The following is a 12,735-nucleotide window of genomic DNA, read 5'->3' on the forward strand; positions in this document are numbered from 1 at the left end:
AAGGGAGGGGTTACAGCGAGATCAGCGCATCCAGCGCGAGGGCGCCCTGCCCTTCCGGATAGACGATCACCGGGTTGAGATCGACTTCCGCGATCACCGGGGTCGCCGCGACCATCTGGGCCAGGCGCTGGACCATATCGGCGACGGCGCCGATGTCCATGACCGGCGCGCCGCGAAAACCGTCGAGCAGCGGCGCCATCCGCAGCGTGCGGATTTCGGCGATGATCGCGTCGCGGGTCAGGTCCGGCGGGAGCAGGCAGACATCGTGCAGCAGTTCGGCCGCGACGCCGCCGAAGCCGACAAGGATGGTCGGTCCCCAATGCGGGTCGTTGCGCGCGCCGACGATCAGTTCGACGCCCCTGGCCGCCATCCCTTCCACCAGCACGCCATCCAGCGCGAGGCCGGGGCGCGAGGCGGCGAGATTGGCCATCAGCCGGTCCCAGCCCGCCGCAACCGCATCTGCATCGGCGAGGTTGATGATGACGCCGCCGGCGTCGCTCTTGTGCGGCAGTTCGGGGGACTGGGCCTTCAAGACCACCGGATAGCCGAGGCGATCGGCGGCGGCGACGGCTTCCGCCGCGCTCTGCGCCAGTTCAAAGGCGGGGAAGGCGATGCCCTGTGCGCCCATGATTGCCTTCGACCGATGTTCGGGGATGGTGCTGCCGACCTGCGCCAGACCGGCGACGGGCTGGGCGTCGAGCGCCGCCACCGCCGCGTCGCGCCGACGATGGGCGGCGATCCGGGCGAGCGCGCGCAGCATCCGTTCTGCGGTGGGGAGATAGGTAACGCCCGCCCGGCGCAGGGCGGCGAGATCGTCGGCGAGGACGCCACCACCTTCATCGACACCGCCGACGATGATCGGCTTCGTCTGGCCGATGGCTGCCAGCGCATCCAGTACCGCCTTGAACTTCACATGCGAGGTGCCGGTGTCGGTCTGGATCAGCGTCAGCAAGATGGTGCCGATCCGATCGTCCTGCGCCAGCGCGGCGAGCGTGCGGCCATAGAGGCCGGGATCGACCAGACCCTGGGCGGTGATGTCCATGGGGTTGGTGACAGGAACGAAATCGGGCAGGGCCGCGCGCAGCGCCGGGCTGTCCGCATCGGTCAGCCTGGGCAGGTCGAGGTCGACCAACTCGGCGAGGTCGAGCATCATCGCCTTGAAGGCCCCCGATTCGGCGATGATGCCGGCACCGCCCAGCCCTGCGTCAGGGGAGCGGGCGAGGATTTCGACGATGTCGCCCAGTTCCTCCAGCGAGTCGGCCAGGATGACGCCAGCGCGCTCAACATGGACGGCCATGATCGCATGGTCGCCCGCCATCGCGCCGGTATGGGTGGCGGCGCTGGCCGCGCCCGCCGCGCTGCGGCCGGGATGGAGCAGCACGACCGCCTTGCCGGCATCGCGCGCCGCGCGGGCGGCGGCGAGGAAGCGGGCGGGGTCGCGCACATGTTCGGCGATGAGCGCGATGACGGCGGTATCGGGCTGGTCGACCAGATGGGCGAGATAATCCTCGATCCCGCTCGCTGCCTCGTTGCCGGTCGAAATGTAGCAGTTCAAGGGCACGTCGCGATGGATCATCGTCGTCGCCAGCACGGCGGCCATCGCCCCCGATTGCGAAACGATGCCAACGCGGCGGTCGCCCTGCGCCTTCGCCTCCGGCATTTCGATGAAGGTCAGCGAGACATTGTCGCGGAAATTGACGAGGCCAAGGCAGTTCGGCCCTTCGACCACCATGCCGGCGTCGCGGGCGATGCGGGCGATTTCCTGCTGGTCGGCCAGGCCCTGCGGTCCATCCTCCGCAAAGCCGGCGGAGAAGATGACGGCGGCACCGACACCGCGGCGAGCGAGGCCGCGCATCGCATCCAGCACGCCCGCGCGCGGTATGGCGAGCACGGCGACATCGACGCCGTGCGGAAGATCATCGACCGACGCAACGCAGGCGCGCCCGCCTATCTCGGCCCGCTTCGGATTGACCAGATGGATCGGGCCGTCAAAACCCTGTCGCAGCAGATTGGCTAGGACCGATGCGCCCAGCGCGCCCGGCTTGTCCGACGCGCCGACGATCGCCGCCGATCGCGGCCGCAACAGTCGGTCGAGCGACAGCGACGACAGAATCCTGTCCGGCGCATCTACATTGCCCAGGCATATCGCTTCCGTCACGCGCACCTCTCCATCTTCCTCGAATCAAACGCCGATCAGAAGATATTTGTGCGCCAGTGATACAATTGGCGCAAGCGCTATTCAGTCCCCCGTCTCTTCATCCGCAGCACCCACGCGTTCGAGCAGATCTTTCAGCGTCTTCAGTTCGTCCGCGCTCAATCCGGCCGTCATCCGCGCATCGGATCGGCCGACCGCCTTGAGCATGGCCTTCAACTGACTTTCACCATGGGGTAGCAGCGCCAGCGCATTGGTGCGCAGGTCGCGACCGGGACGCCGTTCGATCAACCCTTTGTCGACGAGGATGTTGACCAGCTTCATCGCGCTCGACCGATTGATGCTGAGCGCCCGGCCCAGCGCCGTCTGGTCGCAGCCCGGATTGTCGCGGATCAGGATAAGCGCAGTCATCTTCGCCGGCGAGAGATCATAGTCGGCCAGAGCAGCGCGGGCGTCGGCATCCATGCGCAGATTGGCGCGCTGGATCTGATAGCCCATCAGCGACTGGAGGTCGGCCCCCTGTTTCATTCCCAATCCACCCCCTTGCCAAATACTGTATCCCTAGCGCACAAATATATGGTACAGCTACCGGAACCGAATTGCGATAGGCAATGCCGTCCCAAGGCGCTGCAACAGTGGAGAGCGACACATGGATCATGAATATCGGATGCTGATCGACGGCGAACTGGTGCCCGGTGTCAGCACGTTCGGCGTGGTGAACCCGGCGACGGCCGAGTCTTTTGCCGCCTGCCCCAAGGCCGACGAGGCGCTGGCAGAGCGCGCGATCGCTGCGGCCAAGCGGGCGCAGCCGGGCTGGGCGGCGACGCCGGTCGAAGAACGCGCGGCGCTGGTGCTGAAGATCGCCGATGCGCTGGAGGCCCGGATCGGCGAGTTCGCCAGCCTGCTGACGCGCGAACAGGGCAAACCGCTGGACCAGGCCGGCTACGAGATCATGGGCAGCGTGTTCACGTTGCGCGCCTTTGCCGCGATGCGGATCGAGCCGAAGACTTTGAAGGATGAAGGCGGCAATCGCGTCATCGAACATCGCACCCCCTTGGGTGTCGTCGCGTCGATCACGCCTTGGAATTTCCCGCTGATCCTGCTGATGAACAAGCTGGGTCCGGCATTGGTGACGGGCAACACGATGGTCGCCAAGCCCGCGCCGACGACGCCGCTCACCACCCTGCTGTTCGGCGAACTGGTGCAGTCGATCCTGCCGGCGGGCGTGCTCAACATTGTCTGCGACCAGAATGAGCTGGGACCGCTGCTGACCGGACACAAGGATATCGCCAAGGTCGCCTTCACCGGATCGACCGCGACCGGGAAGAAGGTCATGGCCTCCTCCGCCGGCACGGTGAAGCGGGTCACGCTGGAGCTGGGCGGCAATGATGCCGCGATCGTGCTGGACGATGTCGACCCGCGCAAGATAGCGCACAAGGTCTATCAGGGCGCGATGACAAATGCCGGGCAGATCTGCGTCGCGGTGAAGCGCGCCTATGTGCCCAGCCCCATGTATGACGATTTCTGTGACGAACTGGCGAAACTGGCGAAGGAAGCGATCGTCGACGATGGCGCCAAGCAAGGCACGACCATCGGCCCGGTGCAGAACAAGATGCAGTTCGACAAGGTCAGCGCGCTGATCGCCGACGCGAAGACGCGCGGCACGGTGCTGGCGGGCGGCGAGCCGCTTGATCGACCGGGCTATTTCATCGCGCCGACGATCGTGCGCGATCTGGACGAGGACGCGCCGCTGGTGCGCGAGGAACAGTTCGGCCCGGTGCTGCCGGTGCTGAAATATGATGACATTGACGACGTCATCGCCCGCGCCAATGACAGCGATTATGGGCTGGCTGGCACGGTGTGGGGCAAGGATGTGGAACGCGCCACGCAGATAGCGATGAAGATCGACACCGGCACCGTCTGGGTCAACCAGCATCTTGCCATCGATGCCAATATCCCCTTCCGCGGGGTCAAGCAGTCGGGCCTGGGCGGCGAACTGGGCGAAGCAGGCATGCTGGAATACACCCAGGCGCACATCGTCAACATCGTGACGCTGGAAGACGCATAACCGTCTTGCGCCTGTAACAGTCGGAGGGCCGTTGAAGCATATCGCTTCTTCGGCCCTCTCTTTTTGACATTTTCCGCTCTGCCGTCCGGCATATTCGGAACATTCCATCGTGCAGCCGTCATAGCCTCGATCCCACGGGACCACCCCCTGTCCGAGGAGTCTGCACTTGGCTTTTTCTCGCCTTGCCACCGCCGCCATTGGCGCTGTCACCCTTGCCGCTGTCGCCGTACCCGCCGGGGCCCACGGCATCTGGTTCGCGCAGCGCGCGCGCCAGCTGGCGCTGATCTACGGCGTCGGCGCCGACGACCTGGACGCCGTCAAGCGTTTGCCGCTGGTCAAGACCGTCAGCGGCTATGACAGCGACTGGGCGCCGGTCGCCACCCGCCTTCGTGCAGCCGGCGTCATTCCGGTCGTCGACAATGACGAGCCGATCGCCGCCGTCGCCGCCGTCATGGATTATGGCTATTGGAGCAAGACGCCCGACGGCGAATGGCACAATAAGGGCCGCGACGAAGTGCCCAACGCCACGCTGGCCGAGCATAATTTCAAATATGCCGTCCACCTGACGCAGGTGCCGACCAAGCCCGTGCCGCTGCTGGAAGGCCATATGCTCCAGCTGGTGCCTGCCGACGTCGCCATCCCCCAGAAGATGGGCGAGCCGATGAAGGTGCGCGTCTATTACAAGGGCAAGCCCGTCGCCGGCGCGACCGTCATGCAGGATTATGTCAACGATCCCGACGAGGCTGCGCCCGCCAAGACCGCAGCTGACGGCACCGCGACGATCAAGCTGCGCAACCAGGGCATCAATGTGCTGATGGCCATCTATGTCGGGGAAACCACCGACAAGAAGGTCGATCATGAGGAATATCGCGCCTCGCTGTCTTTCGTCCTGCCGCATGCGCCCGAATGACCCACGCCTCTTTGTCAGGAGATTTTGCATGAAGACCGATCTTTTCCGTACCGGACTCGCTGCGATCGCGCTGATGGCCGCACCGTCGATGCTGCACGCCCATGGCAGCATGAAACCGCAGCATGGCGGGCTGGTCCAGATGACCGGCGAGACGATGATCGAACTGGTGGCAAGCCCCAAAGGCGTGGACGTCTATCTGAGTGAGGAGGACGAGCCGCTGGCCGCCGCCGGCTTCACCGCCAAGCTCACCCAGACGGCCGCCGGGGCCAAGACCGAGGCCGCCCTCAAGCCGGCCGGTGGCAACAAGCTGAGCGCGCCGGGCTTCAAGGCGGCGAAGGGCGCCAAGCTGGTAGTGGCGCTGGTCGACAAGAGCGGAGCAAAGAGCTTCGCCACCTTCCAGGCGAAATAAGGAACCGCCATGCACAGCGCGACCCACCCACCGCTTCTTTCTCCAGGCATGCGGCGGGTCGCGCTGCTGCTCCTGGGAGGGCTTCTGGCTTGCCTGAGTTCCACGCTCTGGGCGCATGGCGTCAACGAGAACGACAAGGCCTTCATCGAAGGCGCGTCGGGGATCAATATCATCCCCTATATGTATCTGGGGGCCAAGCATATGGTCACTGGCTACGACCATCTTCTGTTTCTGGCAGGCGTCATCTTCTTCCTCTATCGGCTGAAAGATGTCGGCGCCTATGTGACCCTGTTCGCGATCGGGCACAGCACCACGCTGCTGCTCGGCGTCCTGCTCGACATCCGGGCCAACCCCTTCCTGATCGACGCGATCATCGGCTTGTCCGTGGTCTACAAGGCGATCGACAATATGGACGGATTCCGCACTTGGTTCGGCATATCACCCAATCCCAAGGCGGCGGTGCTGATCTTCGGCTTTTTCCATGGCTTCGGCCTGGCCACGAAACTGCAGGAGTTGACACTGGCGAAGGATGGAATGATATACAATCTCATTAGTTTCAATATCGGCGTCGAACTGGGCCAGTTCATGGCGCTGACGATCATCCTCCTTCTCATGAATCTATGGCGCATGACTTCGACCTTTCACCGCAGCGCCATCGTCGCGAACGCCGCGCTGATGACCGCCGGCTTCGTCCTGATCGGCTATCAGCTGGCCGGCTATTTCACGCAGGGAGCCTGACATGACCGCAACCACCGTATCCGCGCTTCCCACCCGAATCAGCCCCGCCCCCGCTACACTCGCCAAAGCGACCGGCGGCGCGGCGCTGGCCGCGATCGCCATAGTCACCCTATTCGTGCTGCCAGCCGAATATGGCATCGACCCGACCGGGGCCGGCACCGCGCTCGGCCTCACCGGCATGGTCGCCGGCAAGGAAAAGGCCGAACCTGCCGTGGCGGCTCCGGCCAAGGCAAGCGATATTCCCACGCCCAGCAAGGCCAGCATCTCCAAATCCACGCCTTGGCGGCAGGATGAGATGACCATCACCCTGCCGCCGCATAGCGGACAGGAAGTGAAGGCCCATATGGAAAAGGGCGACAGCTTCATCTTCACCTGGAAATCCACCGGCCCGATCAAAGCGGAGATGCACGGCGAGGTGCTGAACGCCGCCGACGACGCCTTCACCGATTATTGGAAGGAACTGGAGATCAGCGGCGGCCAGGGCGACTTCACCGCCCCCTTCGCCGGCATCCATGGCTGGTATTTCCGCAACAAGGGCGACACGCCCGTCACCGTCACCGTCAAGACGGTCGGCTTCTACAAAGATCTCTATCAGCCCAAGGCTGAATGAGCGTATAAGGGACAAAGGACAGGGTCATGAACAGTTTTGCGGGCCAAGCGCCCCCCATAGGCCTTCGGGCCGCCACATCGCCGGTTGCCGCCGCGAAGGCGCGGACGCGGTTGATCGCCATCGATGCCTTGCGCGGCCTCGTCATGCTGTTCATGCTGGTCGATCATGTGCGCGAGACCTGGTTCCTGCACTTGCAGGTGACGGACCCGGTGGATGCCAATACGACCGACCCCGGCCTGTTCTTCACCCGCCTATTGTCGACCTTTTGCGCGCCGACCTTCGTCGCGCTGACCGGATTGTCGGCGTGGCTCTACGGCCAGTCGCACAGCAAGGGGCAGGTCTCCGAATTCCTGTTCAAGCGCGGCCTGTTCCTGATCGTGCTGGAGTTCACCATCGTCGGCTATGCCTGGCCGACGCAGGCGCCGGCCTTCCCGCCGACCGCAATCTGGCTGCAGGTGATCTGGGCGATCGGGATCAGCATGGTCTGCCTGGCCGCGCTCATCCACTTGCCCCGGCCGGCGCAGTTCGCGCTTGGCCTCGCGATCGTCTGCCTGCACAATCTGCTCGATCCGATCCGGCTGACAGCGGACTCGCCTTTCTTCATTCCCTGGGCGATGCTGCACCAGCGGGACAAGTTCGAAATTGGCGGAATCCTGTTCAAGACGACCTATCCGGTCCTGCCGTGGATCGGCGTCATCCTGCTGGGCTATGCCTGCGGTCCGTGGTTTGCACGGGGCAGCGATCCGGAGCGCCGCATCAGACGGCTGACCATGCTCGGCCTTGGCCTGATCGTCGGATTCGTCGTCATCCGCTATCTCAACATCTATGGCGACAAGCCTTGGTTCGTCGCGGAAACGCCGCTTCGCACGACGATGAGCTTCCTGGCGCTCACCAAATATCCGCCGTCCCTGCTGTTCCTGATGCCCACCGTGGGCACCGGCTGCCTGTTGCTGGCGCTGTTCGAGACGTTTCAGGACAGCAAGGCGATGCCGCATCTCGCCTTGTTGGGCGGCGCACCGATGTTCTATTATGTGCTGCACCTCTATGTGCTGAAGGCGATCTATAATGTCGCGCTGCTGCTGTACGGCCCGACCAAGGGCACGGTGTTCGGCGTCGATCATCTGCGCTGGGTGTGGATCTGGGTCTTCATTTTGATCCCTGTCCTCTATTTCCCCACCCGCTGGTTCGCGCAGCTCAAGCAGCGCCGCAAGGACATATGGTGGCTCAAATATCTCTGACGGTCCTGCGTTAGGGTCGCCTTGGCCGCCTTCCCTTCGAAGGCGGCCATTTTTCGGGCTTTCCACGCTTTCCGATCGCAGAAGAGGACGCCGCATTTTCGTGCCGTAGGAAGCCAAGATTCACAATTTTGCGCCGTCCCATGAGCCAAGTTTGACGTAATATTTCCGTCACTCAACCTTAGCCTTGAAACCAAGAAGAGGTGGGAAATCACCCAAGGATCGGCCCCGACGACAGGACAAAGTCCGCGCGGGGCAAGGTGGAAAAGCCCGATCCCCCCGTTTCGCAGGACATAAGGGAACAGCGATTTTACAAGGGGTTACAGCATTATGCGCACTTCATCGGCCCTCCGCCTGGCCTTCGTCGCCAGCACCGCCGCCATCGCACTGACGTCCGCCGCTCAAGCCCAGGAGCCGGCCCCCGCGACGCCCGACGGCGAAATCGTCGTCACCGGCCTCAAACGCCAATATTTCGGCGATACGCCGGTCAAGGAAATCCCGCAGGCGGTCCAGTTCCTGGAAGGCAAGCTGCTCGACGACCTCAACATCACCCGCCTCGACACCGCGCTGGAACTGGCGAGCGGCGTGTCGAAGCAGAATAATTTCGGCGGCCTGTGGGACAGTTTCGCGATCCGCGGCTTTGCCGGCGACGAGAATTTCCCGAGCGGCTTCCTGGTCAACGGTTTCAACGGCGGCCGCGGCTATGGCGGTCCGCGCGACGCATCGAATGTCGAACGGATCGAGGTGCTGAAGGGACCGAACTCCGCGCTCTTCGGGCGCGGCGAGCCGGGCGGCACGATCAACATCGTCACCAAGAAGCCGACCTTCGAACAGGGTGGCAGCTTCTCCGTATCGGGCGGCAGCTGGGAAACCTATCGCGCCGAGGGCGACTATAACCTGCCGCTCACCGACAGCGTGGCCGTCCGCATCAACGGCTCTGTCGAAAAGGCGGAAAGCTTCCGCGACACGGTGGAAACGCAGAAATATACGCTGACCCCGTCCTTCCTGGCAAAGCTGTCGGACAAGGACATCTTCACCTACGAACTGGAATATGTGAACCAGGAAGTGCCGTTCGATCGCGGCGTGGTCGCCATTCCGACGGTCAATGCCAATGGCACCACCAGCTATAATCTGGGCGCCATCCCCAATTCGCGCTTCCTGAGCAACCCCAATGACGGTCCGATCAAGATCGGCGTGCTGGGCCATCAGGCGCAATATCAGCACGACTTCAACGACGACTGGACGCTGATGCTGGGCGCCGGCTACAAGCATACCACGTTCGAGGGCTATTCCAGCGATCCCGAACTGGCGTTGGGCCGCCAGATGCTCGACAATGACGGGCGCACTTTGTCGCGCCAGCGCCGGTATCGCGATTACAGCACCACCCATATGGTGTTCCGTGGCGAAATCAGCGGCAAGCTGGAAACCGGCTCCATCGTGCATAATATCCGCATCGGCGGGGACTGGGACAAGTTCAAGATCAACACGTTCCAGCTGCGCTATCGCCCGACCGCCGCAGACCAGTCCTATTCGATCGACATCTTCAACCCAGATTACACCATCCCTGCGCCGACACCGACGTCCGTGATCCAGAATTCGACGGAAATCCAGAAGGCTTGGGGCATCTATGCCCAGGATCAGATTGAGATTACCGAACAGTTCAAAGTCCGGTTCGGCGGTCGCTACGACGATTTCAGCCAGAATATCGACAACCGTCTGGGCACCACCAATCCGGCGGCCTATACCAAGTTCAGCCCAATGGCGGGACTGGTGTTCGAACCGACCAGCAGCCTCTCCTTCTACGCTAGCTATGGCAAGGGGTTCCGGCCGAACAGCGGCGTCGACGTCAACAACAATCCCTTCGCCCCGGAAGTCAGCAAAAGCTATGAAGTCGGCGCGAAGTTCGTGACGCCGGATGGCAAGCTGACCAGCACGCTGTCGCTCTACAAGATGAAGAAGAGCAACGTCCTGACCGCCGACCTGCTGACCGGCCTTTCGATCGCGGTGGGTGAGGCCAAGAGCCAAGGCGTGGAGTTCGACGTCAACGCCAAACTGCCCGGCGGCTTCGAACTGTTCCTGACCTATGCCTACACCGACGCAGGCTGGGCCGACGACTATGCCTCTGCCGGGGTTAGCAAGAATGATCCGCTGATCAACATTCCCAAGCATCAGGGTAATGCCCTGCTGTTCAAGAATTTCTCCATCGGTGATCATGAAGCGATGCTGGGCGCGGGCGTAACCCATGTCAGCAAGCGCCTGGGCCAGACGGCGGCGGATTTCTACCTGCCGAGCTATACCATCGCCAAGGTGCTGGGATCGTTCAACATCACCGAGCAGATCAAGCTGTCGGCGGACGTGAACAACCTGTTCAACAAGAAATATTATGCCAGCTCCTATTCGGCGCTGTGGATCCAGCCCGGCATGCCGCGCTCGTTCACCGTCCGCGCGAGCTTCAACTTCTGATGGCATAGGTCGGGGCGCGCCCGTCCCGACCCCGGCCGCCGGCATCCCTTCCTCCAAGCTATAGGGGTGCTGGCGGCCTTTTCCTTTTCGACCGCAAGAGGCGCCGCATGACCCGCGCGACATGGCTCCGCATTCACCGCGTCCTTGGCCTTGCCATGGCGGCCTTCCTGCTGGTTCAGGCGCTGACCGGCGCTTTGCTGCTCTATCGCGGACCGGTTGCGCGAATGATCGATCCATCCGGCATGACAACCCAGGCGACCGGCCCGGCCTGCTCCGCCGGGCGCGCTGTGGGGCAGGCGAGCCATGCCCTGCCCGGTTATCATGTGACCCGCCTCTTTGCACCGGATGCCGAGGACGCGACCTGGTTCGCGCAGTTGAGCGACGATAGCGGACGGACGCGCTATGCCTCGATCGATCCGGCCGGCGGCCGCGTGCTCCGCGCCGGCAGCCTGGCGCCTTCGGCCGAATTACTCGCCGGGCTGCCCAATCTGGAGATTCTCTTCTCGATCGGCGCCGGGATCGACCAATTCGACATGAGCGCCCTGCCGCCCCATGTGCGCGTAGTCCGCATGATCGAGCCGGGCATCGCGGCAGGCATGGTCGAATATGTCACGATGGCGGTGCTGGCGCTGCACCGGAACCTGATCGACTATCGCGAGGCACAGAAAGACGCGCGCTGGGCGCCGATCAAGCTGAAGCCTGCGGGCGAGCGGCGGGTCGGTATCATGGGTCTCGGCAATCTGGGTCAGGCGGTGTTGAAGGCGCTGACGCCCTTCGCCTTCGCCCTGTCGGGGTGGAGCCGGTCGCCGCGTGATATCGAAGGCGTGACCTGCCATGCCGGGGAAGCCGCGCTGCCCGATTTTCTGGCGACCTGCGACATATTGATCTGCCTGCTGCCGCTGACCGACGAAACACGCGGCATTTTGTGCCGGAACAGCCTGTCGCAACTGCCCGGTGGCGCTGCCCTCATCAACGCCGGGCGGGGTGGGCATCTGGTGGAGCAGGATCTGCTGTCATTGCTCGACGAACGGCATCTGTCCGGCGCGTTTCTCGACGTCACCGACCCCGAACCGCTGCCTGCCAGCCATCCCTTCTGGGCGCATCCCCGCATCGTCATCACCCCCCATATCGCCAGCATGACCCGGGCGGACAGCGCCGCGCGGGCGCTGATCGCCAATATCCGCCGGCATGAGGCGGGCGAGCCGATGGATGGCGAAGTCGCGCGGAATCGAGGCTATTGAAGGCGCGACATTCCATGCCGTTCGCAGCGCCCCTTCTGCCGTTTCGTCCCTGCCCCGATGCCCCGATTGCCGCTTGCCCCGAAGCGCGGCAAACTATGCCGAAAGGATCGCGAGAAAGCCGTAAATCTGCGTCCCGACCCGAGGATATCGGGCGCATGTTCCGGCTCCGCCATGTCGTAATGCTGTTGTCACACGGCTTCCCAAGCCAATCGTAGAACCTGCAAAGGACGCTCCGTCGATGCCCAATTTCCGGCCCAAATATATCAGTTTCGACTGCTATGGCACGCTGACCCGTTTCCGCATGACCGAGATGGCGACCGCCTTCATGGCCGATCGCGTCGCGGCGGAAGACCTGCCCGCCTTCTGCAAGGACTGGAGCGCCTATCGCTTCGACCAGGTGATGGGTCCGTGGGAACCCTATCAGGAAATCATCCGCAATTCGCTGGCGCGCACCTGCAAACGCTGGGGCGTGGACTATCGCGAGGCGGACGCCGATGCGGTCTATGCCGCCGTGCCGACCTGGGGTCCGCATGACGATGTGCCGGGCGGCCTTTCCAAGATCGGCGACAAGATCCCGCTCGTCATCCTGTCCAACGCGATGAACGACCAGATCCATCATAATGTCGGGATGTTGGGCGCGCCCTTCCATGCGGTCTACACCGCGCAGATGGCGCAGGCCTACAAGCCGCGGATGCAGGCGTTCGAATATATGTTCGACCAGCTCGGCGCGAAGCCGGAAGAGATGATGCACGTCTCGTCCAGCTTCCGTTACGACCAGAACACGGCCACCGACCTGCATTTCGGCTGCCGCGTGTTCGTGGGCCGCGGGCACGAGCCGTCCAACGCCTTCTATCGCGACGTCGAAATCCCCCATATCGGCGCGCTGCCGGCGGTGGTGGGGCTGTAAGA

The 12,735-nt window shown here is 63.5% G+C and carries 11 protein-coding genes; 9 read left to right on the forward strand and 2 right to left on the reverse strand.

Features of this window, described 5'->3' with window-relative positions:
* Positions 1–10 precede the first annotated feature (10 nt).
* Together DM806_RS02190 and DM806_RS02195 are read right to left on the reverse strand one after the other, a co-directional pair.
* Positions 11–2,158 (reverse strand): acetate--CoA ligase family protein, encoded by a 2,148-nt coding sequence (locus tag DM806_RS02190; protein WP_179041632.1) that lies wholly within the window; start codon positions 2,156–2,158, stop codon positions 11–13.
* Between the two features lie 81 nt (positions 2,159–2,239).
* Positions 2,240–2,680 carry a MarR family winged helix-turn-helix transcriptional regulator gene (locus DM806_RS02195; RefSeq protein WP_179041633.1) on the reverse strand — a complete coding sequence of 147 codons (441 nt, stop codon included), beginning with the start codon at positions 2,678–2,680 and terminating at the stop codon, positions 2,240–2,242.
* Positions 2,681–2,801: 121 nt separating this feature from the next.
* On the opposite strand from DM806_RS02195, the gene DM806_RS02200 reads away from it, so the two are divergent.
* From DM806_RS02200 to DM806_RS02240, 9 genes are all read left to right on the forward strand, one after another.
* Positions 2,802–4,220, forward strand: a complete 1,419-nt coding sequence (locus tag DM806_RS02200) for an aldehyde dehydrogenase family protein (RefSeq protein ID WP_179041634.1) — start codon at positions 2,802–2,804, stop codon at positions 4,218–4,220.
* 166 nt (positions 4,221–4,386) lie between these two features.
* The gene (locus DM806_RS02205) at positions 4,387–5,130 is read left to right on the forward strand and encodes a DUF4198 domain-containing protein (RefSeq protein ID WP_179041635.1); all 744 of its coding nucleotides are present in this window, start codon (positions 4,387–4,389) and stop codon (positions 5,128–5,130) included.
* Between the two features lie 28 nt (positions 5,131–5,158).
* Entirely contained in the window at positions 5,159–5,539 is a 381-nt protein-coding gene (locus DM806_RS02210; RefSeq protein ID WP_179041636.1) for a hypothetical protein, read from the forward strand.
* Positions 5,540–5,548: 9 nt separating this feature from the next.
* Positions 5,549–6,277 carry a HupE/UreJ family protein gene (locus tag DM806_RS02215; protein ID WP_179041637.1) on the forward strand — a complete coding sequence of 243 codons (729 nt, stop codon included), beginning with the start codon at positions 5,549–5,551 and terminating at the stop codon, positions 6,275–6,277.
* Between the two features lies 1 nt (position 6,278).
* Complete coding sequence (locus tag DM806_RS02220; protein ID WP_179041638.1) at positions 6,279–6,887, forward strand: hypothetical protein; 609 nt, start codon at positions 6,279–6,281, stop codon at positions 6,885–6,887.
* Between the two features lie 26 nt (positions 6,888–6,913).
* Positions 6,914–8,125, forward strand: a complete 1,212-nt coding sequence (locus tag DM806_RS02225) for a DUF1624 domain-containing protein (RefSeq protein WP_179041639.1) — start codon at positions 6,914–6,916, stop codon at positions 8,123–8,125.
* Positions 8,126–8,452: 327 nt separating this feature from the next.
* Complete coding sequence (locus tag DM806_RS02230; RefSeq protein WP_179041640.1) at positions 8,453–10,585, forward strand: TonB-dependent siderophore receptor; 2,133 nt, start codon at positions 8,453–8,455, stop codon at positions 10,583–10,585.
* A gap of 107 nt (positions 10,586–10,692) precedes the next feature.
* Positions 10,693–11,826, forward strand: coding sequence for an NAD(P)-dependent oxidoreductase (locus DM806_RS02235; RefSeq protein ID WP_256869051.1), 1,134 nt, complete (start codon positions 10,693–10,695; stop codon positions 11,824–11,826).
* Positions 11,827–12,064: 238 nt separating this feature from the next.
* On the forward strand, positions 12,065–12,733 hold the full coding sequence (locus tag DM806_RS02240; protein WP_179041641.1) for a haloacid dehalogenase type II: 669 nt from the start codon (positions 12,065–12,067) through the stop codon (positions 12,731–12,733).
* Positions 12,734–12,735 lie beyond the last annotated feature (2 nt).

It is taken from the genome of Sphingobium lactosutens (assembly GCF_013393185.1).
Taxonomy (GTDB): domain Bacteria; phylum Pseudomonadota; class Alphaproteobacteria; order Sphingomonadales; family Sphingomonadaceae; genus Sphingobium; species Sphingobium lactosutens_A.

Coding starts and splice junctions, on each gene's coding strand:
- DM806_RS02235 (WP_256869051.1), top strand. CDS start 10,693: ATGACCCGCGCGACATGGCTCCGCATTCACCGCGTCCTTGGCCTTGCC.
- DM806_RS02220 (WP_179041638.1), top strand. CDS start 6,279: ATGACCGCAACCACCGTATCCGCGCTTCCCACCCGAATCAGCCCCGCC.
- DM806_RS02225 (WP_179041639.1), top strand. CDS start 6,914: ATGAACAGTTTTGCGGGCCAAGCGCCCCCCATAGGCCTTCGGGCCGCC.
- DM806_RS02195 (WP_179041633.1), bottom strand. CDS start 2,680: ATGAAACAGGGGGCCGACCTCCAGTCGCTGATGGGCTATCAGATCCAG.
- DM806_RS02240 (WP_179041641.1), top strand. CDS start 12,065: ATGCCCAATTTCCGGCCCAAATATATCAGTTTCGACTGCTATGGCACG.
- DM806_RS02215 (WP_179041637.1), top strand. CDS start 5,549: ATGCACAGCGCGACCCACCCACCGCTTCTTTCTCCAGGCATGCGGCGG.
- DM806_RS02230 (WP_179041640.1), top strand. CDS start 8,453: ATGCGCACTTCATCGGCCCTCCGCCTGGCCTTCGTCGCCAGCACCGCC.
- DM806_RS02200 (WP_179041634.1), top strand. CDS start 2,802: ATGGATCATGAATATCGGATGCTGATCGACGGCGAACTGGTGCCCGGT.
- DM806_RS02210 (WP_179041636.1), top strand. CDS start 5,159: ATGAAGACCGATCTTTTCCGTACCGGACTCGCTGCGATCGCGCTGATG.